Here is an 18,952-nt window from a genome sequence, read left to right on the forward strand (position 1 = left end):
AAATCCCCATTATCGGTAACATGCAAAATCCAGGCCGAAACCGCCTGTTCCTATACGTTCACTGAATAAAAACTGTTTTCACGGGCTTGTAACCCCCTTTATCTTCCGGAACCGACAACAAACGTGCTGCGGTTTTCCTGTAGCTTTGCAGCATCTACATGCGTTAACTGCTTTTTTATGATCGCTCTTATTACCGGCGCCACGTCAGGCATTGGATACGCCACCGCCCTGGCCTTTGCTGACCTCGATTTCCAGCTCATTCTGTGCGGCCGTCGTCAGGATCGGCTCGACGCGCTGAAAGACCAGCTCAGCGAACAGACACGGGTAACGACACTGGCTTTCGACGTACGGGACCGAAACGACGTAGAAGCCGCTATCCAGTCGCTGCCGACCGAGTGGCAGGCTATCGATATTCTGGTCAACAACGCCGGGAATGCCCACGGCCTGTCGCCCATTCAGGACGGCGACCCGGCCGACTGGGACCAGATGATCGACGCCAACGTACAGGGATTACTCTACGTATCGAAAGCCGTCATTCCGGGTATGGTAGCGCGCCAGCGGGGTCATATCGTAAACCTAAGCTCTGTAGCCGGTAAACAGACCTATGCCAACGGCGCCGTTTACTGCGCCAGCAAAGCCGCCGTAGAAGCACTCAGCACCGGCATGCGCCTGGACCTTACCCAGCATGGCATCAAGGTGACCAACATAGCACCGGGAGCGGTCGAGACGGAATTCTCGATGGTTCGCTTTAAAGGCGATGCCGAACGGGCGGCTAAAGTATACGAAGGCTTTACGCCCCTGACGGCCGACGATATTGCCGACACCATCGTATATGCGGTAACGGCTCCGGCCCATGTTACCATTGCCGATCTGACCATTCTGGCCAGCGCGCAGGCAGCCGCTACCACGATTGTCCGGAAATAGCCAACCTGATTTGCTGATGAAAGTAACTACCCGCTGGCCGGGATTTCTGTGGCTGGTCAGCCTGTCTCTTATTGGACTGGTAACGGGTTGCCGGGTGAGTGCGCCGACCGAAACGCTTGATGCCGGTTATTACTCGGTGCGCCGGTCGCCGGAGGCTGGCCTGCTCCATAAACGCGTGTACCTGACCGACAGCCAGGATAGCATGCAACTGATTCTACCCCATACGGACGGGCGCCGGCAGATTACCGGAAAAGCCTCCGCGGACTGGACCTTTGCGCAAACGGAAGTGGACATAGACGTATTCACGCTGCCGTTCAAGATCAGACCGGCCAAAGGCGCGTTACCGCCCCAGCTCAATTCGAACTTTAACGCGGCCGTGTATCTGGGTCGGCGTCTCGATTTTCATCGGTACGGCTACCGGTCTGTTACGCCCAGCTTCGGCACGCGCACGCTGAAAAGCCAGGGGTTTGGCTATGGTCTGTTCATGGGCATCGGTTCGGCCACGATCAATGACCTCGTTACCAGCAGCCAGATTCCCTATGAGTACGAAGGGGTTGTGATCAACGCGGGGGTGGCCACGATCTTCGACGCGCACATTTTCAACGTCGGGCTGGCCATTGGTGTCGACAGCCTGATGGACAGTAACCGCCGGTCGTGGCTGTATCAGCACCGGCCCTGGTTCGGGGTTCTGTTCGGGCTTAACCTGAACTAGGCCTGGGGTCGGCTCAGCAAACGATCTTACGCCCGATCGTTACCGACTTCTTCTTCGTCACCAATGCGTACGTATTCGGCCGGGAATACCAGTCTGAACACCGTACCCACGTTGAGTGTGCTGTCAACTTCAACCGAGGCTCCCATCTTCTCGGTCAGCGATTTCACGATGGATAACCCCAGCCCCGACGAGCCTTCATTGTTGGTAGGCTGAGCCGACAGACGCTGAAAACGCCGGAATAGCTTGACCCGATCGTCGGGCGAGATGCCGGGGCCTTCGTCGCGGATGGCAATGGTCAGCTCCGGGCCTCGCCATTCGGTTTCTACATATACCTGCCGCCCAAACGGCGAGAACTTAAGCGCATTACTGATCAGGTTGTCCAGTACCCGCACCAGCGACTCCGGGTCGGTATGCAGCAGCACCGGCTGGTCGGTTCGCTGGCGGTGAATGGTAATCTCCTTCTGGTAAGCCTGAGCCGCAAATCCGTCCACCACCACATCGATCAGATCATCCAGCTCGACATCGTACATGGTCAGCGGCTGGTTCGAGCTAATCAGCTTGTTGAAATAAACGATACTATCGATCAAATCGAGCCCCCGCTTGATGGTTTTCTGGCCGTATTCGATGTTCTCCGTCTGCTCGTCGTTCAGCGGGCCGTGCATCGGCAGAAAATTAAAGATAAAGCTGAGCGTAGCCAGGGGCGACTTCAGATCGTGGGCAATAACGCTGATCAGGTTTTCAATTTCGCGGTTGGCCTCCGTCAGTTGCTGCGTTTTGGTATACAGCTCCGACACATCGTTAAAGAGCCAGATACGACCTTTGAAATACGGCGAGTGAATGGGTCGCGTCAGCACCGACAGTACCTGCTCCGGAAACGTCCATATCCATTCTTTACTCATGAAGTTGGGATTGCTCAGCAACTGGGCGGCCGTTTCCTGGATCGCTTCTTTGTTCAGGGTCCGGTTACGCAGGGCCAGCATACCCGCCGACAAAGCAGCCGCCGGGGGGCGCAGTTCATCGGGTTCCAGGTTCAGCAATTCGATGGCCGCCTGGTTTACCCAGCCCACATCGTCCAGCTCGTTGATGAGCACAATGGCCTGTGGCACCACCGAAAACAGAAACCGGTACTGCTGCTCCAGGGCTATGCGTTGCAGCGAGAGGTAGTTGATCAGCACTTTGTCGCCGAAGCGAAACAGGGCGTTCTCGATATCGAACGTGGTGTGCTCTACGGGTTCTATCCAGCCAATGAGTATCCAGCCTTTGAAGGTGTAATGTTCCAGCCGGAAGCCCGATACCTGTTTACATGTACCGAAGAGACTTTTCAGAGCCCGTCGGGCCACAAAGGGCTGTTGATGAAAAAAAGGGCTTTCGCCCGTCATTTCGGTTAGCTGAACCGGATTGAAGGCTGGCAATGACTCGGCCGACGCGGTTGAAAACAGCACCGTAGCGGTCCACTCGTCGCGCTCCTGAACAACGTAACAATAGTCAGCATCCAGATGAGCCACCACTTCGGCAGCATAGGCCTCCAGTCGTTTAGGACCAATCACATCGGTGGCAATTCGTTGAAAGTTTCGTTCGAGTATACGGCAATCCAGCATGATCATGAGAACAGAAATGGCCGTATGGCCTGCACGACTTTATCGGCATGACTGATGTGAGGCAGATGGCCTTCTGCATCAATGAAGGTCAGCCAGGCATTGGGCATATGGTTCTCCATATAGTGCCCGACTGCATGGGGTACGGCCAGATCGTGCGTACCCTGAATGAGCAGGGTTGGATGCTGGAGCTGCGCAATATCGGCCCGGTGATCAGACTGAAAGATAACCCGCGCAATGGCCAGCGCCACATCCGGACGCATGGCCGAAATGGTTTGAATAAATCCGTTAGCCAGGTGAGGTCGATCGGCATTGGCCATAATCCGGGGCGCAAACCCACCGGCCCAGGCATGAAAATCACGCTGCATCTGCGCAAACAGTTCGTCGAGCGTTTGCTGGTCGAATCCACCCTGATAGTCGTTGTCATTGACGTAGCGGGGCGACGCGTTGACCAGAATCAGTTTGGAAAACCAGGATGGCTCCTGAATGGCCGCCAGCGCGCCAGTCATGCCGCCTACCGAATGGCCAATCAGGGTTACCTGACGAAGAGCCAGTTCTTCCAGCACGTCCAGTATGTCATCCGCATACGCCTGCAGGTGCTTGTATTTTCGGGTATTGAAGAACGGAGTAGTCTTCTCATTGGCCCCTACATAATCAAATAATACAATTTTGTACTTATCTGCAAAGGCTTCTGCAACGTCCTGCCAGGCGGTTTGGTCGGTGCCAAATCCGTGCGCAAAAACAAGAGTTTCCGCAGCATCAGGTTTGCCCAGCACCTGAACATTGTTGCGTTTTACAACCGACATAGGTATAGTTTTATCGATACTTCACAGGTTAATAAAAAGCAAATTAAGCCAATTTTAATGTCAAAACAGACACCAAATAGCGGATATATGAAATAATGCTATATGATTTATGAGAAGTATATACGAAAAGAGTAACAATTTAGATGTAGCTATCCATACTTTCTCCAAATAATACCATTTGTTCTAAAATCGCTTCATAAGTCTACCAGGCATTTTGCCCCGGCAGTTATTACGTTGACCCGCTTAGGAGTACTTCTTTCAGCACAGCCGGCTCGACCCTGTGGCCGCCTTCGTACGCGGTTATGCGAAGCCCCGGAGCATGACGCTGTATCTGATCGATATAGACCTGCGGGTCGGGCATGTCGCGGATGTATTCATCCTGCCGTCCGTATACGTAGTGCGCATCGACGGTAGCCAGCCGGGCCGGATCGATCATATCCGCGAATCCATTGGGAAAGAAGCCAGCCCATAACACCAGCCGGTCGACCCGGATGTGCTCGTTTGCCAGCCAGCGGCAGGCCGTAGCGGCCCCCTGCGAGAACCCCAGCAGGGTTATCTGAAGCGTCTCGGGCGAGCGGCCAGCCAGGATGTGGTCGTAGAGCCCGTTCAGATACGCAAGAAAATCCTGTATTTCGACATCGCGGTCTTCGCGGGTCAGCCACGACGCCCCTACCCGATCGTAGGCGCCGTTCAGGTACAGCCGCGACAGTCCCTCGGGCACAACAATATAGGTTTCTTCGTTGGCAAAGTCGGTAAATTTGCGGCTGAAATACCGGGCCAGCTGCCCGAACCCATGGAGGCAGAACCAGACATGCCGGGTCTTGCTGGTCAGTTGGCCAAGCGTATAGTAGCGGGCCGTTCGTTGTACCGTGAAGTGATGCTCAGTCATGTTCTGTAAGGCCATCTGGCCGGGTAGATGGTTGGTTGGGTTAGCAGCAGAAAAAGCCCGGCCCGCTCGTTGACCGGGCCAGCGTACTGGCCCCTTCACCGCTGAAACCGGGAGCGCTGCCGATCTCCCTTCCGCTGTTCATAGTGGGTTTTATCGGCCATATAACACAGCCGCTCCAGCTCCGCATGAACAGTACCGGCTTCGTCGACCCACTGCAGCCTGAAGGTTCGCTCAGTCTGGCCGTGAGCCGCCACGTCGCTACGGATCGAGTCGATCAGCTCGTCGGTCAGTTCATACCGCATGTAGAGCGTCGTGCGGCCCGGCTTCCGAAACCGGATACTGGCCGACTTGTCCCAGACTACGTACTCGCGCCCCAGTACGCGCAGCAGCATCAGCATATAGAACGGGTCCGACGCAGCAAACATACTGCCTCCAAAAATGGTACCGACGTAGTTGTAGGTCCATATATTCCGGCGCAGGCGCAGATGCACCTCCCGCGAATCGGCCGACCAGAACAGGATTTTACCTCCCGTACCGACGTACATCGGGTACCAGTTCATCAGGGTCCGGAACCGCCAGGAGCTGAACGACTCGGTCCGGTTCGTTTGCAGAAAAGCAGGTTTCATACCGTTGGGCGGGGTTCGCTCACCAGGGATTGGCCTTTTTTAACGGCCTGCGCAATCTGACCGGCATGGTACGAATTATGGTGCATCAGGAAGGCCAGTACACCCATGCGGGGAGTATCGCCAAACGGAGTCGGAATTACCTCCGCCCATTGTTCGTCGGGTGTTTCCAGAATATAGGCCGCAATCATCGCGTAGGCATCCGCAACGGCCTGTTGAATAGCCGCCAGGTCGAGCGGGCTGCCATCGTCCGAAACGCCCCCCGAAGCCCGCATCTCGAGAGTGGTCTGGTGACCGAAGAGCATAGCCGCGAAGCGATGCATCGACTCGGCCGTATGCAGCGCAATAAAACCCGCCGAAGCCGTTTGGGGGGTTAGCCGATGACGGTAGGTTTCGGGGGTCAGTTTCTGAATAGCCCCGGCCGCCGAAGCCTGGTTGATGCGCCAGAGATTAGCCAATAGTTTAGCAGTCATAGTCAGTAGAAGCACCGCAAGGCTTCGGTGCTGGTTTATGGGATTGGGATCATTTTTTCGGAAAGCAGGGTCAGGCCGTCAACGACCTCGGCCCCGAGTTCATCGTGGACCTGGGCGTTCAGCACTTTCCACCGTTTATGACATCGCTTAGCGAGTATGGTGCCCGCTTCGGTCAGAAACAGGCCCTTGCGCCGGTTGTCGGTCAGCCAGCCGTTTTTCTGGAGCAGCTGCACATCGCGACTCATGGCCGACTTTTCGATCTGCAACTGGCGGGCGAGGACGTTCTGCCGAATACCGGGCTGGGCGAAGATGCGCATGAGTAACCCCGCTTGGGCAAACGTAACCCCCTCGGCCGCAAACGCTTCGTTGTAGCGCCCCGTGATTAAGCGCGCCAGCATCCGCAGCCGCCCCGCAATACAATAAGTACCAGCCTCCATACCGTAAACATGCATACCAAAAGTTGTATATGCAACTTTATAGACAAAAAATAACCGGACTCGATAAAGTCCGGTCAGAACGGGCTTATTCGCTCATGCTTTCTGGGCAGATATGGGCTGGGATACCGGATCGGCAACCGACCTGGGCGGGCGCTGGCTCCAGTACGTAGCCAGCAGCGATCCCGTTGTGTTCATGATCGGTCCGAACAGGGCCGGAGCCAGGCCTACCGTTGCTACTTTACCCATCTGAACGGCAATACCCGAAGCCAGTCCGCCGTTTTGCAGGCCAACTTCAATGGCTACCGTTCGGCAGCTCTGCTCATCCATCCCGAACAGCCGGGCACTCCAGTAGCCCAGCACGAACCCGGTCAGGTTGTGAATCAGGACGCAGAGAGCCAGGGTCCAGCCGACGGCCAGCAGGCTGTCGCGCCCGGCGGCCGTAATAATGGCCACGATCAGGACAATACCAGCCATCGACACCAACGGCATCACCCGATTGATCATAACCGCCGATTTTCGGAAAATCCGGTTCAGCACCAGCCCAACGACAACGGGCAGGATAACGATCTGCATGATCTCGATCATCATTTTCCAGAACGATATCTCGATAAACTGCCCGGCCAGCAGCTTCATCAGCGCAGGCATCAGAAAAGGCGCCAGCAACGTAGCCAGGGTGGTAATGGTAATCGACAGCGGCACGTTGGCTTTGGCAATAAAGCACATTACGTTACTGGCCAGGCCGCTCGGCGAGCAGCCAATGAGCACCACTCCGGCCGCAATCTCAGGGGGAAAATTAAACGTATTGGCCAGGGTATAGCCCAGCAGCGGCATAATCACAAAATGGCAGGCCACGCCAATAAAAACCGCCCGGGGCTGCTTGATGACGCCTTCAAAGTCGGCCAGCGACATGGTTGTACCCATGCCCAGCATGATGACCTGCAGCAGCGGCACGATCAGTTTTTTTAGCTGAAACCCATTGATCTCTCGAAACGGGTCGGGAAAGGATAGCGCGACGACAACAGCCATGATGATCAGGGCCGTGTAGATCAGGTTCTGGTAAGAGGATCGGGCGTTGGTTTCAGACTTCATAACCAATAAGGAATGTACAAAGAAGAATGAGTTATGTACAATACGCATTCAGATTGCCTAGTAAAGCACCTTTTCCCTAACTCATACCCGTTTGTGACTGAGCTACTTCACTCCGTCGTTACGCATCGCTACGCATTCAGCGTTGCTCCCCGATCACTCCCAGGGCCATTACACCTTCTTTCAGCGAATAAGTCGATGTCCGAATCTGGTTGATCCCGTAGGCTTTCAGTACGTAGTCGATCAGGCAGACAGCCACAACGATCATGTCTACACGCAACTCGATCATGCCTGGCAGCTGCATCCGTTCGGCATGGTTGCGGCTGATGAGCAGTTCGTAGGATCGGTAAAACTCGGCTATGGGCAGGTCGAAAGCGGTATGGTTGGGCGGAGGCAGGTAACCCCGCTCCTGCTTGTACCACATATCGACCAGCGTATCGAACGAACCCGACGACCCAACCAGCACGGCCGGCTGATACTGATGAACGGCATTGGCCAGCGGCAGCAGCTTTTCCTGAAAGAAATCGTTGAGCCGGCGAATGCTGCCCGCGCTGATAGGCTCGGTACCGTCGCCGGGCATAAACCGTTCGCGCAGTCGCTGGCCGCCGATCTCGAAGCTCTGTTTCCAGAAAATACGCTGCTGATTACCCAGGATGAACTCAACGCTCCCCCCGCCAATATCGATTACCAGCGCCATCCGGTCATCGAGGGCCCCGGCCGCCCGAACGCCGTGGTAGATATAGTCGGCTTCCTGCTCGCCCGAAATAACCCGAATCCGGATGCCGGTTTCCTGCCGGATTCTGTCTATAAATTCGGCCTGATTGCGGGCTACGCGAATGGCACTGGTACCGATGGCCACGACCTGCTCCGGCGCCACGCCATACTGATCGAGCACCTCCCGGAAGTAACTCAGCACATCCAGCGCCCGACCAATGGCTTCGTCGGTGATAATTCCCTGATTGATACCGGCCATGCCAATTTTGGCCGGTCGGCTCTCGCGAAAAAGAGTCTGGTGGTCCGTATCGCTTTTGTCGGCAATAAAGAGATGAAACGTATTGGTGCCTAAGTCGATAATCGCTTGCTTCATACCAGCAAAACTACTACCTTTGCCGTCCGGTTTTAGCTAAAACACAACATTTAGAACATGCTTATCATTAACGTTAAAGACAACGAGTCGATCGACAAGGCCCTGAAGCGCTTCAAAAAGAAGTTTGAGAAGACGGGCGTGTTGCGGCAGTTGCGGGCGCGGACGGCTTTCCAGAAACCGTCGGTAAAACGTCGCACCGAGATCATCAAAGCCACGTACAAAGAGCGGATGTACGGCAACCACACCGAGCAATAGGCCATAGGCCGCCGGTGGTGCGCAGTAGACCGCTATCTGTTGAATGCGCAGTCAGCAGAGGAGGTCACTGACCCGAGAACAGGAGCAGCAAGCAGGGATGTTTGCTGCTTTTTTGTTGGCCCGTTCGTTAGCCTGCCTCGGCAAAATGCTGTAGCTTTGACGGTATACGCATCGTCTGACAACTATGAGCCTCGGTTCCGACGACTTCCTCCAGCATATTCGTTACGAAAAACGGCTGAGTCATCATACGCTCACCGCCTACGCCAAAGACCTGGAGCAGTTCAGCTCCTTTCTCGCTACAGAATGTAACGTAAGCCAGCCCGACCGGGCCGATTTCCGGCAGATCCGGTCCTGGATCGTCAGTCTGGTCGAGAGCGGCCTCGACAAATCGTCGGTGAACCGTAAGATTGCGACCCTGCGTAACTTCTACGGGTTCCTGCTGCGCCGGAAGCTGATCGAGGCCGACCCCATGGCCAAAATTCAGGCGCTCAAAACCAGCCGAAAATTGCCGGTCTATGTGGAAGAAAAACCCATGGAAACGCTGCTCACGGACGTCGATTTTCCGGATACCTTCGACGGCGTTCGCGACAAGCTGGTTCTTGAACTGCTCTACGGCACCGGTATCCGCCTAAGCGAGCTGATTGGCCTCAAAACAAACGACGTCGATCTGTACAAACAGAGCATTATGGTGCTGGGGAAACGCAACAAGCACCGCATCATTCCGCTTACCCAGCCCCTGCTGGACCTGATCCGGCACTACAGCCAGCTGAAAGAAACCGAGTTTGGCGGTAAAGCCGACGGGTCGGTGCTGATCGTGAGCGACAAAGGCGTTGCGGCCTACCCGGTGCTGATTCAGCGGATTGTCAAACGGCACCTGACGCTCGTCACGACCTTATCGACCCGCAGTCCTCACGTACTTCGGCATACCTTCGCCACGCACCTCCTCAACCGGGGGGCCGACCTGAACGCGATTAAAGATCTGCTGGGTCACAGTAGTTTGGCCGCTACCCAGATTTATACCCATACCAGCCTCGAACAACTCAAAAAAACCTACGACCAGGCCCATCCGAAGGCTAAAAAGTGATGCGGGCGCACACTGGTCGCAACAACCCCACCAGCGGATCGCATCTGCGCTGTATTGTATTATGAATAGTCTCCAGCTTAGCCAGACCTTATTTTACCTAATCGAACAACAACCCGACTCGGCCGCTTCGGTCAACTACCTCCGCCAGCAGGTCGATGCGTTTCATACCAGCCCCCAGAAGAGCGCGTTCTACCGGGTCTTTACGGCGCTCCCCCGCTTTGTTGGCAAACAGCCCCTTACGGTTCCGGCCGATATGGCGTTTGCGCTTCAGCAAGCCCGCCCGGGTTTCACCGTATCGGGCTGGACGCGCGACCGACTGGCGCGGGTGTGGTGGCTGCTGCAGCTCCCCGCCGATGAGCAGTCGACCTACGTCAGTACCATCACGGAGTTGTTCAAAGCCGGGGAGTTGAACGAGCTAGTGGCGCTGTACTCGGCCCTGCCCGTGCTGGCCTACCCCGAAGCCTGGCGGTTTCAGGCTACCGAAGGCATCCGGAACAACATTGCCGATGTGCAGTCGGCCATCATGCTCCATAACCCCTACCCCGCCGACTACCTCGACGAAGCCGCCTGGAATCAGCTTATTCTGAAAGCTTTTTTTACCGACAAAGACGTAACGCAGATCATCGGTCTGGACGAACGCAAAAACGCCCGGCTCGCCCAGACGCTGGCCGACTATGCCGCCGAACGCCGGGCTGCCGGGCGCAGCCTGCCGCCCCATATCGAGCGGCTTATGTAATCAAAAAAGTTAAACCATCCGGCTAATAGAACCGGTATACGATACCCGCCGAGAGCATCACCGACGACGCATTGCCGGGCAAGCGGTCGTAGTTGAAGTTGATGCGCTGGTACTGGGCCTGCAGCTCAGCCCCGAACCCCTGTTCGCGCTGACCGTAATACTTCACGCCAACCGCCGGCGCAAATGCCGTTCGGAAACCGGTTTTCTGATCCGACAGCGACCCGAAGAAGTTGACGTAATCGACATAGGCGCCCCCCCCGGCTACCTGCACATACGGACGCAGGGCCGCGGAGTTTTCGGCGAAATAATACGACAGAGACGCCATGGCTGGTATAACGGTCAGCGTGCGCGTCTGCACAGCCGAGACGTCCTGTACGCTGTTGCCGTCGGTAAACGACACCAGCTCACGGGGTCGTCGCTGCTGGCTGTACTGGTAGCCGGTTTTCAAACCGATAGCGAACCGCTGCGGAAACAACCACTCCCCGTCAATGGCGAGGTTGGCTGGCGATACCTGATCGATGTAGGTTTTCTGCCCACCCAGCGGCATCGCCACTCCATAGCGAGCCGATATATTGAACGACACGTACCGGTCGAAAGGCGACGCAAATACATCGTTGTTGCGGGGTGACGTCTGCTGCGCCCAACTCGCCACACTCAGCAGCGACAGGGTTACTATACTTAAGATGCGTTTCATGATAACTCTGATGAGATAAGTTTTCGGTCTTCGGTAATGCAGTTGATTACCAGACGGTTTTGCTGACACAAGAGTGATCTCCCTAACCCACCGCAGACCGTGAACCGGTTTACTGGTTAGCCCGCAGGAATGGCGACTGGTTGAAAATGGTGGTGATCGCCGTATCGACATCGGCCGTTTCGGTGATATCGGCCCCGCGGATGGTAGCGTCGAAGATCACGTTCAGCTGTACCTGGTCGGGACCATTGGAGACTGGCCGGTTTTTCAGGTCGACGATCTGCACCTGCCAGTACTGCTCACTCACCTGATACGTATAATAGCTCGGATAATATGGATTTAAACCGTATCCACCCAGGCCGCCATACCCCAGCCAGTAGTTGGAGTAATACGAGTACGGGTCTACTCCCACGCCCGTAAAGCGGTTATTGACCCGCACGACAGCTACGCCCAGATCGGCCGGCTGGGCCTGCGCCACCCGCTGGTAACCACGGCTCGCCAGCGCGCTGGCTACGTTAGTGACAAATCGATTTTCAACACTGCCCGTCGATGTAGTAAACCGGTCGTTCGACTGAATCACGACCGAATCGGGCAGGCTAAAGGTGCGATACTGGCTGAAATTAACAGAGCGGTCGTAGTTCGTAATGTATACCTGACTATCCTGCGGAGTCAGGCCGTTCAGTGCATTATCCCGACAGGCAACAAGCCCACCGCTGAGGGTTAGCAGTAGCACTGCATAGATTCCCCATGTTTTTCCATTTATCTGTTGGAGCGCTTTCATACTTGTATGTTATCCTACTTATCATCTTAACGAATAGACTAAGCTGAAGTTTACAGAAATGTAGTTAGAATCGGATTAGAAATAGCCCGGTACGGTGTTTCTATAAGCCGTACTTTTGCGACGACAGATTACAACGAACCCTATACACTCATGGATTTTCTGGACTCGATACGTGGCATGTCCTTTTTCGACATGCACGTCCATATGATTTCCCGTACTACCGATGACTATCAGGCTATGGCCGACGCGGGTGTAGTGGCGGTTATTGAGCCGGCCTTCTGGATGGGCCAGCCCCGCACCGGCGTCGACTCGTTCCGCGATTATTTTGCGACGCTCGTTGGCTGGGAGCGGTTTCGGGCGTCGCAGTTTGGCATCCGGCATTACTGCACCATTGGCCTCAACTCGAAAGAAGCCAATCAGGAAGCCCTGGCCGAGCAGGTCATGGACATCCTGCCGCTGTTCATTTACAAGGAAGGCGTGGTCGGTATCGGCGAAATCGGGTTCGACGATCAGACGCCGGCCGAGGAAAAATACTACCGGGCGCAGCTGGGACTAGCCCGCGAAGCATCCCTGCCGGTACAGATCCACACGCCCCACCGCGATAAGAAACAGGGCACCAGCCGCAGCATGGATATCGCTATCGAACACGGCCTTGCACCCGGTATGGTTATCGTTGATCATAACAATGAAGAAACCGTTCGGGAAGTGCTGGATCGGGGGTTTTGGGCTGGCTTCACCATTTATCCATTCACGAAGATGGGCAACGAGCGCATGGTCGAGATCGTGAAGCAATACGGTCCCGAACGCATTATGATCAACTCAGCCGCCGACTGGGGTATCAGCGATCCGCTCGCCGTCCCTAAAACCGCGGCTCTGATGAAGCAGCACGGCATATCGGACGAGGCCATCCGGCTCGTTACGTTCAAAAATGCGGTAACGGCCTTTGCCCAGAGCGGCCAACTCAGCCTCGACGATCTGACGCAGCCCCTCACCATCGACCAAAGCCAGCGTTTTAATGGTAGCTCGGTCCTGCGTGGTGGACAGGCCCCGCGCGTCGATAAAGAATCGACCATTATCCGGTAAACGCCAATACAGTACTGGTTATACAGAAATCATATTTGGTCCGGGCCACCGTCCATTCGACCAGAGCCGGCGGTGCGGCATGTCCATAGCTATAGCAGGTCATGGTGTAAAAAAGCGCCGTGCGTGCAGTATGTAAATCGATTCACATACTGCACGCACGGCGCTTCTGATTAATGTGCCATCGAGCGGCTATTGGCCTGCCAAACCGCCGGTGTTTTGGATTGCGCTATGTCTCGCTCTTGCGGGCTTTGGAATGGGCTGTCCTTTTTTTAGATCACCTGCCCGATGCCGAATAGGATCACAAACAGCAGGGTAGTAAGGGCCAGCTGACCCAGTCGGGGGTTTAGCTCGGCAGCCCGTTTGTGCGTGGCTACCGCTCGTCCGTTCAGTATGAACAAAGGGAACGAGAGCAGGTAGAGGTAAGCCGTTGGGGGCGCATCGACCAGAAACGAATAGGCCACCGCACAGGCCATCCCGGCCAGCAGCAGCCCCCAGTGGTATCGAATAGCCAGCGGCAGCCCCAGCCGGGCCGGAATCGACTTTTTACCCGTCATAGTATCGGTTTCGATATCGCGGATATTGTTGATATTCAGTACTCCTGTAGCAAACAAACCAACGGCCGTAGCGGGTAACAGCAACAGGGGCCGGAACTCCAGCGTGTGCAGGTAATAGGTACCCAGCACCCCTACCCAGCCGAAAAAAAGCAGCACGGCAATATCGCCGAAGCCGGCATACCCGTACGGCCGCTTCCCATTGGTATACCCCACCGCAGCCGCAATACAAAGGAGCCCCAGCGCCAGCAGCGTATAGAAAGCCCGCGACCCCGCGCCGAACAGGGCTACCACCAGCAGCCATACGCCCGACACCAGCGACAGCACCGCCGTAACGATAATCCCCCGCAGCATGGCTTCTTTCGAGATATCGCCGGTAGCTACGGCCCGGCGCGGCCCCACCCGCAGTTCAGTGTCTTTACCTGATACCGCGTCGCCGTAATCGTTGGCGAAGTTGGACAGGATTTGCAGAAAAATGGTGGTCAGAACAGCCAGTCCGGCAATCTTCCAGCTGAAATGGCCCGCAGCCAGCGGATCGTTGGAAGCCGCCAGAAAACTGCCCAGAATAATACTGGCCAGCGCCAGCGGCAAGGTGCGCGGCCGGGCCGCAGCAATCCAGGACTTCATGAAAATGATGAATTATAAATGATGAATGATGAACGATTGGCTCAGTTGACGAATGATCCCAATCGTTCATCATTCATCGTTAGAGATTGACCGCTTTGCGGAATTCGGCGTCGTCGGGTTTTACGCCCGATGCGAAGAAATGGGTAAGCTCCCCTTTTTCATTGACGACATATTTGCAGAAATTCCAGGTGGGTGCCTTGTCGTTCCAGCCGTTCAGCGATTTGGTCGACAGCCATTTGTACAGCGGAGCCTGGTCGTTACCTACAACAGATACCTTCTCGAACATCGGGAACGAAACCCCGTAGTTTTTCTGGCAGAAGGTTGCAATCTCTTCGTTATTGCCCGACTCCTGGTTAGCGAAATTATTGGCCGGGAAGCCCAGCACCACGAACTTGTCCTTGTGGGCTTTGTAAAACTTCTCCCAGTCGGCATACTGGGGTGTATAGCCACATTTGGAGGCTACGTTCAGGATAATCACTTTTTTGCCCCGGTACGCATTCAGCGCAACGGGCTTGCCATCGATGCTGTTGACGGTAAAATCGTACAGCGATTTGGTGGGAGCACTGGCATTGGCGGGCGCGGCAGCGGCTTCTTTCTTGTCGCTGAAAAGCCCCTTTACGAGCGTTGTTAAGGACATAAAACTGGTAAGCGCTACCACGAGGGTGACGCCAATTAAGGTGAAAACAATGGGTTTCTTCATGATTGTCTGCCGGGATCAGGACGTTACATTTTTTCGGGCACTTCGATACCCAATAAACCCATTGCTTTACAGATAGTTTCAGCCAGTAACGCCGATAGAATTAAGCGATTTTTCAGTTTAGTAGTGTCGCTCTCTTTCAGGATCGACAGTTTATCGTAGAACTGGTTGAAGGTCTTGGCCAGCTCATACGCATATTGGGCAATATACGAGGGCGCATAGTCGGTACCGGCCTCCTGAACGCGCTGTGGGTACTGACTTAGCAGGAAGATAAGTTGCTGCTCGATCGGGTCCAGCTGACCGGCGGCTTCAACGGTCAGGTCGGCCAGATTGACCGATATTCCTTCGCTGGCTGCTTTCCGCAGTACCGACCGGATGCGGGCGTGTACGTACTGAATATACGGCCCCGTATTGCCGTGCAGATCGACCGACTCGGCCGGGTTGAACTGCATCCGTTTCTGCGGGTCTACCTTGAGCAGATAGTACTTCAGCGCGCCCAGCCCCAGCATACGGAACAGATCGGCTTTTTCGGTATCGCTGAACTCATCGAGTTTCCCCTTGGCAGCTTCGTCGGCGGCTGTGGCAGCGGCTTCGGTGGTTTCGGCAATCAGGTCGTCGCCATCGACAACGGTACCTTCGCGGGATTTCATCTTGCCCGTCGGCAGATCGACCATGCCGTAGCTGAGGTGATACAGCCCGTTGGCATAGGGACGTCCCAGCCGGCGCAGAATGGCGAACAGCACCTTGAAGTGGTAGTCCTGCTCGTTGCCTACCACCCAGATCTGCCGATCGGTACCGAAATCGGTGTGCTTCATATCGGTCGTGCCGAGGTCCTGCGTCATGTAGACCGAGGTTCCGTCGGACCGCAGTACGAGTTTCTGGTCGAGGCCTTCGTCGGTGAGGTCGATCCAGACGGAGCTGTCGTCTTTGCGGTAGAACACGCCTTTGGCCAGCCCCTCTTCAACGATTTCCTTACCCAGCAGGTAGGTATTCGATTCGTAGTACGTCTTGTCGAAGCTCACCCCGATGTTGCGGTAGGTTTCGTCGAAGCCGGTATATACCCAGCTGTTGAGCTGCCGCCAGAGCGCTACCGTTTCCGGATCGCCCTGCTCCCAGAGCCGTAGCATCTGCTGCACTTCCTGCATGAGCGGAGCCGTCTTTTCGGCTTCTTCTTTGGGCGTACCGGCCGCTACCATCTCCTCGACCTGTGCTTTGTAGGCTTTGTCGAAGAGTACGTAATATTTACCGATCAGGTGATCTCCTTTCATTCCCGACGAGGCCGGGGTTTCGGGTTGTCCGGACGCGTCGGTACCAAACATCCGGTAGGCCAGCATCGACTTACAGATATGCACGCCCCGATCGTTGACAATGCAGGTTTTGGTTACGCGATACCCGTTGGCCGCCAGAATCCGGCTGACCGAGTCGCCCAGAAAATTATTACGCAGGTGGCCCAGATGCAGCGGTTTATTGGTGTTGGGCGACGAAAACTCAACCATGACCGACGCGCCGTCGGGCTGGCTAAGGGTGCCAAACGCGGGATTGCCGGCCATGTCGCGCAGCACATCGAGCCAGGCCGCATCGGCCACGCTGATGTTCAAAAATCCCTGTACTACGTTGAAACCACTCACTACGGTCGTATGATCGACCAGCCACGTACCAATGGCCTGCCCGATCTGTGCGGGCGCCTGGCGAAGGGCTTTGGTCAGCGGAAACGTGACGAAGGTGTAGGTTCCTTCAAACTCTTTCTTGGTTGGCTGGAGCGGCACCTCCGTTACGGTCTGCTGATACAGTTCGGTAACGGCGCGCTGAATGGCACTTTGTATTTCTTCCTGAATATTCATCGACGATAGCCCGGACACGCAAGCCCGGTTTTGCGGGGGCAAAAGTACGAAGAAGGGGACATCTATCCCATGCCACCCGAATGGCCAGGCCGCGTTTGTTGCGATACTAAGCCGGGAAGTTGGTATAATTCGACTAACCCGCCAGGGGCGATACGCCTTCGCCGGCCACTTCGGGTTCGCGGGTACGGGTGTTGACGCTCCCGCGCGAGAACGAAACAGCGGCTGCGGTCACAATCAGCGCCGTCATGGCCCAGTACACGTAGCGCATACCGACCAGCTGCGCAGCCGGACTGGCCGGATCGATCTGGTGCGATATCGCGTACTGGTTTCGGGTGCTGTACCAGACCGCTGCCGCCAGCGCAATGCCAACGACCAGCCCCATGTTGCGCATGAAGGCAATTACGCTGCTGGCCACCCCCCGTTGCGCCAGCGGAGCCGCGTTGAGCGCGCTGCTGCTGTTGGGCGACTGAAAGAGAGCAAACCCGAAACTGACCAGCGAGCTCCGCCAGACCACATCCTGCCAGACCCAGTCGGCCGACAGAAACGAAAACGAGAAATACCCCGCAGCGGTCAGCATCAGCCCCGTACTGGCCAGCCAGCGCGTGCTGACCCGGCTCGACAGGTAGCCGCCAATGGGAGCAATGATACTAAGGGTCAACGGCCCTGATAACAAAACCAATCCGGCCATCTGGGGCGTAAACCCGAGTAGCTGCTGCAGAAAAAACGGGATAATGAACAGATTACCACCCGACGCGACGAAGCCCAGCCAGGCCGCCAGAATGGCCGAGGTGTAGGGCCGAATCCGGAACAGGCTCAGTTGCAGCATGGGGGCTGGCGTGCGGCCTTCCCAGAAAAAGAACAGCACCAGCAGTACGACTCCCGTACCCAGCAGCCCCAGTACCAGCGGATGGCCCCAGCCGTAGTCGGGCTCGGGACCGAAATCGAGCCCGGTAAGCAGCGTCGTTACCCCAACCAGAAACAGGCCCGCCCCAACCAGATCGAACGGTTGCCTCGGTTGTTTGGGACTCGCGGGTAGCACGACCGACGCCCGCCAGATGGCAATCAGGCCAATGGGCACGTTGACGAAAAAAATGCTCGACCAGCCGAACTTCCCCAGCAGCAGCCCGCCCACAACGGGCCCGGTACTGGAACCGGCCGCAACGATGGCGCCCATGAGCCCCAGGGCCTGTCCTCGTTCGGCGGGGGTAAAGGTATCGGAGATAATAGCCGGCGCAATAGCAAAAATCATGGATGCGCCCAGCCCCTGCACTACCCGAAACCCGATCAGCGACGCGCTGTTCCACGACAGTCCGCACAGCAGCGACCCCAGCACGAAAATGATAAACCCGGTTATGTACATCGGCCGGCGACCGAGCCAGTCGGACAGTTTACCCATGATCAGCAGTGTGCTGGTTGTCGTCAGCAGGTAGCTCAGCACCACCCATTCCACACTGTCGCCGGCATTCAGTTCACGTCGGATGGTCGGGAGGGCAATGTTGACGATGCTGCTGTCGAGCGTAGCCATGAACGTCCCAAAGGCCAGGGTGGCCAGAACGAGCCATTTGTTGGGTGCAGCCGGGGGAGAAACCGTCGAATTAGCAATCACAGAATTACCGGAAAGGAGTCGTTTTGATAACTCCTCCCCTGCCGGGTTGTTTGCAAAGATGATCGTCGATTCGCCCGGCCCACGCGCCACGGATTGGGATCATTGGCACGTGTGTTGGCTACCGACGCTGCGCTGTTGCGTCCCTACGGGACGATGGATGTGAGGTGGGGCGTGGTGTTTGGGGAGGAATGGGTTACCGACGTGTTGGCTACCGACGCTGCGCTGTTACGTCCCTACGGGACGGTGGGAGACGCCTAGGCGACCAATATGCTACCGACGCTGCGGCTGTTGCATCCTTACGGGACGATGGATGTGGGATGGGAGGCTACCGACGCATTCGCTACCGACGCTGCGGCTACTGCGTCCCT

At 56.2% G+C, this 18,952-nt stretch carries 21 protein-coding genes; 7 read left to right on the plus strand and 14 right to left on the minus strand.

Features of this window, described 5'->3' with window-relative positions:
• Nucleotides 1–177 precede the first annotated feature (177 nt).
• Both B1C80_RS13385 and B1C80_RS13390 read left to right on the plus strand, forming a co-directional pair.
• Nucleotides 178–924 (plus strand): SDR family NAD(P)-dependent oxidoreductase, encoded by a 747-nt coding sequence (locus tag B1C80_RS13385; protein WP_077921668.1) that lies wholly within the window; start codon nucleotides 178–180, stop codon nucleotides 922–924.
• Between the two features lie 16 nt (nucleotides 925–940).
• Nucleotides 941–1,636 (plus strand): hypothetical protein, encoded by a 696-nt coding sequence (locus B1C80_RS13390; protein WP_077921669.1) that lies wholly within the window; start codon nucleotides 941–943, stop codon nucleotides 1,634–1,636.
• Nucleotides 1,637–1,662: 26 nt separating this feature from the next.
• Here the strand turns inward: B1C80_RS13390 and B1C80_RS13395 are convergent, their stop codons facing one another.
• The 8 genes from B1C80_RS13395 to B1C80_RS13430 all read right to left on the minus strand — a co-directional run bounded on the left by B1C80_RS13395 (nucleotide 1,663) and on the right by B1C80_RS13430 (nucleotide 8,632).
• Nucleotides 1,663–3,234 carry a HAMP domain-containing sensor histidine kinase gene (locus B1C80_RS13395; RefSeq protein ID WP_161492762.1) on the minus strand — a complete coding sequence of 524 codons (1,572 nt, stop codon included), beginning with the start codon at nucleotides 3,232–3,234 and terminating at the stop codon, nucleotides 1,663–1,665.
• A gap of 2 nt (nucleotides 3,235–3,236) precedes the next feature.
• Complete coding sequence (locus B1C80_RS13400) at nucleotides 3,237–4,037, minus strand: alpha/beta fold hydrolase (RefSeq protein WP_077921671.1); 801 nt, start codon at nucleotides 4,035–4,037, stop codon at nucleotides 3,237–3,239.
• A gap of 229 nt (nucleotides 4,038–4,266) precedes the next feature.
• Complete coding sequence (locus B1C80_RS13405; protein WP_236648755.1) at nucleotides 4,267–4,941, minus strand: alpha/beta hydrolase; 675 nt, start codon at nucleotides 4,939–4,941, stop codon at nucleotides 4,267–4,269.
• A gap of 80 nt (nucleotides 4,942–5,021) precedes the next feature.
• Nucleotides 5,022–5,552, minus strand: coding sequence for a DUF4442 domain-containing protein (locus B1C80_RS13410; RefSeq protein WP_077921672.1), 531 nt, complete (start codon nucleotides 5,550–5,552; stop codon nucleotides 5,022–5,024).
• A complete protein-coding gene (locus B1C80_RS13415; RefSeq protein ID WP_077921673.1) occupies nucleotides 5,549–6,022 on the minus strand; it encodes a DinB family protein in 474 nt (157 codons plus the stop codon). Before B1C80_RS13415 ends, B1C80_RS13410 begins: the two co-directional genes overlap by 4 nt.
• 35 nt (nucleotides 6,023–6,057) lie before the next feature.
• Entirely contained in the window at nucleotides 6,058–6,474 is a 417-nt protein-coding gene (locus B1C80_RS13420; protein ID WP_236648756.1) for a MarR family winged helix-turn-helix transcriptional regulator, read from the minus strand.
• A gap of 78 nt (nucleotides 6,475–6,552) precedes the next feature.
• A complete protein-coding gene (locus tag B1C80_RS13425; protein ID WP_077921674.1) occupies nucleotides 6,553–7,548 on the minus strand; it encodes a bile acid:sodium symporter family protein in 996 nt (331 codons plus the stop codon).
• Nucleotides 7,549–7,684: 136 nt separating this feature from the next.
• Complete coding sequence (locus tag B1C80_RS13430; RefSeq protein WP_077921675.1) at nucleotides 7,685–8,632, minus strand: phosphatase; 948 nt, start codon at nucleotides 8,630–8,632, stop codon at nucleotides 7,685–7,687.
• Between the two features lie 57 nt (nucleotides 8,633–8,689).
• Here B1C80_RS13430 and rpsU point away from each other — a divergent pair, with 57 nt between their 5' ends.
• From rpsU to B1C80_RS13445, 3 genes are all read left to right on the plus strand, one after another.
• A complete protein-coding gene (gene rpsU / locus B1C80_RS13435; protein WP_077921676.1) occupies nucleotides 8,690–8,887 on the plus strand; it encodes a 30S ribosomal protein S21 in 198 nt (65 codons plus the stop codon).
• A gap of 184 nt (nucleotides 8,888–9,071) precedes the next feature.
• Entirely contained in the window at nucleotides 9,072–9,971 is a 900-nt protein-coding gene (locus B1C80_RS13440) for a tyrosine-type recombinase/integrase (protein ID WP_077921677.1), read from the plus strand.
• 61 nt (nucleotides 9,972–10,032) lie between these two features.
• Nucleotides 10,033–10,707 (plus strand): EboA domain-containing protein, encoded by a 675-nt coding sequence (locus B1C80_RS13445; RefSeq protein WP_077921678.1) that lies wholly within the window; start codon nucleotides 10,033–10,035, stop codon nucleotides 10,705–10,707.
• A gap of 22 nt (nucleotides 10,708–10,729) precedes the next feature.
• On the opposite strand, the gene B1C80_RS13450 is transcribed toward B1C80_RS13445, so the two are convergent.
• Complete coding sequence (locus tag B1C80_RS13450) at nucleotides 10,730–11,401, minus strand: OmpW family outer membrane protein (RefSeq protein ID WP_077921679.1); 672 nt, start codon at nucleotides 11,399–11,401, stop codon at nucleotides 10,730–10,732.
• Nucleotides 11,402–11,510: 109 nt separating this feature from the next.
• On the minus strand, nucleotides 11,511–12,179 hold the full coding sequence (locus tag B1C80_RS13455; protein ID WP_077921680.1) for a DUF4136 domain-containing protein: 669 nt from the start codon (nucleotides 12,177–12,179) through the stop codon (nucleotides 11,511–11,513).
• A gap of 150 nt (nucleotides 12,180–12,329) precedes the next feature.
• Here B1C80_RS13455 and B1C80_RS13460 point away from each other — a divergent pair, with 150 nt between their 5' ends.
• Nucleotides 12,330–13,262 carry a TatD family hydrolase gene (locus B1C80_RS13460; RefSeq protein WP_077921681.1) on the plus strand — a complete coding sequence of 311 codons (933 nt, stop codon included), beginning with the start codon at nucleotides 12,330–12,332 and terminating at the stop codon, nucleotides 13,260–13,262.
• Between the two features lie 269 nt (nucleotides 13,263–13,531).
• On the opposite strand, the gene B1C80_RS13465 is transcribed toward B1C80_RS13460, so the two are convergent.
• From B1C80_RS13465 to B1C80_RS13480, 4 genes are all read right to left on the minus strand, one after another.
• On the minus strand, nucleotides 13,532–14,440 hold the full coding sequence (locus tag B1C80_RS13465) for a 1,4-dihydroxy-2-naphthoate polyprenyltransferase (protein ID WP_077921682.1): 909 nt from the start codon (nucleotides 14,438–14,440) through the stop codon (nucleotides 13,532–13,534).
• A gap of 79 nt (nucleotides 14,441–14,519) precedes the next feature.
• Nucleotides 14,520–15,140, minus strand: a complete 621-nt coding sequence (locus B1C80_RS13470; RefSeq protein ID WP_077921683.1) for a glutathione peroxidase — start codon at nucleotides 15,138–15,140, stop codon at nucleotides 14,520–14,522.
• A gap of 23 nt (nucleotides 15,141–15,163) precedes the next feature.
• Nucleotides 15,164–16,978 (minus strand): arginine--tRNA ligase, encoded by a 1,815-nt coding sequence (gene argS / locus B1C80_RS13475; RefSeq protein WP_077921684.1) that lies wholly within the window; start codon nucleotides 16,976–16,978, stop codon nucleotides 15,164–15,166.
• A 133-nt stretch (nucleotides 16,979–17,111) separates the two neighbouring features.
• Nucleotides 17,112–18,584: an MFS transporter gene (locus tag B1C80_RS13480; protein WP_236648757.1), complete on the minus strand. Its 1,473-nt coding sequence runs from the start codon at nucleotides 18,582–18,584 to the stop codon at nucleotides 17,112–17,114.
• A gap of 102 nt (nucleotides 18,585–18,686) precedes the next feature.
• Between B1C80_RS13480 and B1C80_RS28420 the strand changes: the two genes are divergently transcribed.
• Nucleotides 18,687–18,842 carry a hypothetical protein gene (locus B1C80_RS28420; protein ID WP_161492763.1) on the plus strand — a complete coding sequence of 52 codons (156 nt, stop codon included), beginning with the start codon at nucleotides 18,687–18,689 and terminating at the stop codon, nucleotides 18,840–18,842.
• Nucleotides 18,843–18,952 lie beyond the last annotated feature (110 nt).

It is taken from the genome of Spirosoma sp. 209 (assembly GCF_002006735.1).
Taxonomy (GTDB): domain Bacteria; phylum Bacteroidota; class Bacteroidia; order Cytophagales; family Spirosomataceae; genus Spirosoma; species Spirosoma sordidisoli.

Coding starts and splice junctions, on each gene's coding strand:
- B1C80_RS13385 (WP_077921668.1), top strand. CDS start 178: ATGATCGCTCTTATTACCGGCGCCACGTCAGGCATTGGATACGCCACC.
- B1C80_RS13390 (WP_077921669.1), top strand. CDS start 941: ATGAAAGTAACTACCCGCTGGCCGGGATTTCTGTGGCTGGTCAGCCTG.
- B1C80_RS13395 (WP_161492762.1), bottom strand. CDS start 3,234: ATGCTGGATTGCCGTATACTCGAACGAAACTTTCAACGAATTGCCACC.
- B1C80_RS13400 (WP_077921671.1), bottom strand. CDS start 4,037: ATGTCGGTTGTAAAACGCAACAATGTTCAGGTGCTGGGCAAACCTGAT.
- B1C80_RS13405 (WP_236648755.1), bottom strand. CDS start 4,941: ATGGCCTTACAGAACATGACTGAGCATCACTTCACGGTACAACGAACG.
- B1C80_RS13410 (WP_077921672.1), bottom strand. CDS start 5,552: ATGAAACCTGCTTTTCTGCAAACGAACCGGACCGAGTCGTTCAGCTCC.
- B1C80_RS13415 (WP_077921673.1), bottom strand. CDS start 6,022: ATGACTGCTAAACTATTGGCTAATCTCTGGCGCATCAACCAGGCTTCG.
- B1C80_RS13420 (WP_236648756.1), bottom strand. CDS start 6,474: ATGCATGTTTACGGTATGGAGGCTGGTACTTATTGTATTGCGGGGCGG.
- B1C80_RS13425 (WP_077921674.1), bottom strand. CDS start 7,548: ATGAAGTCTGAAACCAACGCCCGATCCTCTTACCAGAACCTGATCTAC.
- B1C80_RS13430 (WP_077921675.1), bottom strand. CDS start 8,632: ATGAAGCAAGCGATTATCGACTTAGGCACCAATACGTTTCATCTCTTT.
- rpsU (WP_077921676.1), top strand. CDS start 8,690: ATGCTTATCATTAACGTTAAAGACAACGAGTCGATCGACAAGGCCCTG.
- B1C80_RS13440 (WP_077921677.1), top strand. CDS start 9,072: ATGAGCCTCGGTTCCGACGACTTCCTCCAGCATATTCGTTACGAAAAA.
- B1C80_RS13445 (WP_077921678.1), top strand. CDS start 10,033: ATGAATAGTCTCCAGCTTAGCCAGACCTTATTTTACCTAATCGAACAA.
- B1C80_RS13450 (WP_077921679.1), bottom strand. CDS start 11,401: ATGAAACGCATCTTAAGTATAGTAACCCTGTCGCTGCTGAGTGTGGCG.
- B1C80_RS13455 (WP_077921680.1), bottom strand. CDS start 12,179: ATGAAAGCGCTCCAACAGATAAATGGAAAAACATGGGGAATCTATGCA.
- B1C80_RS13460 (WP_077921681.1), top strand. CDS start 12,330: ATGGATTTTCTGGACTCGATACGTGGCATGTCCTTTTTCGACATGCAC.
- B1C80_RS13465 (WP_077921682.1), bottom strand. CDS start 14,440: ATGAAGTCCTGGATTGCTGCGGCCCGGCCGCGCACCTTGCCGCTGGCG.
- B1C80_RS13470 (WP_077921683.1), bottom strand. CDS start 15,140: ATGAAGAAACCCATTGTTTTCACCTTAATTGGCGTCACCCTCGTGGTA.
- argS (WP_077921684.1), bottom strand. CDS start 16,978: ATGAATATTCAGGAAGAAATACAAAGTGCCATTCAGCGCGCCGTTACC.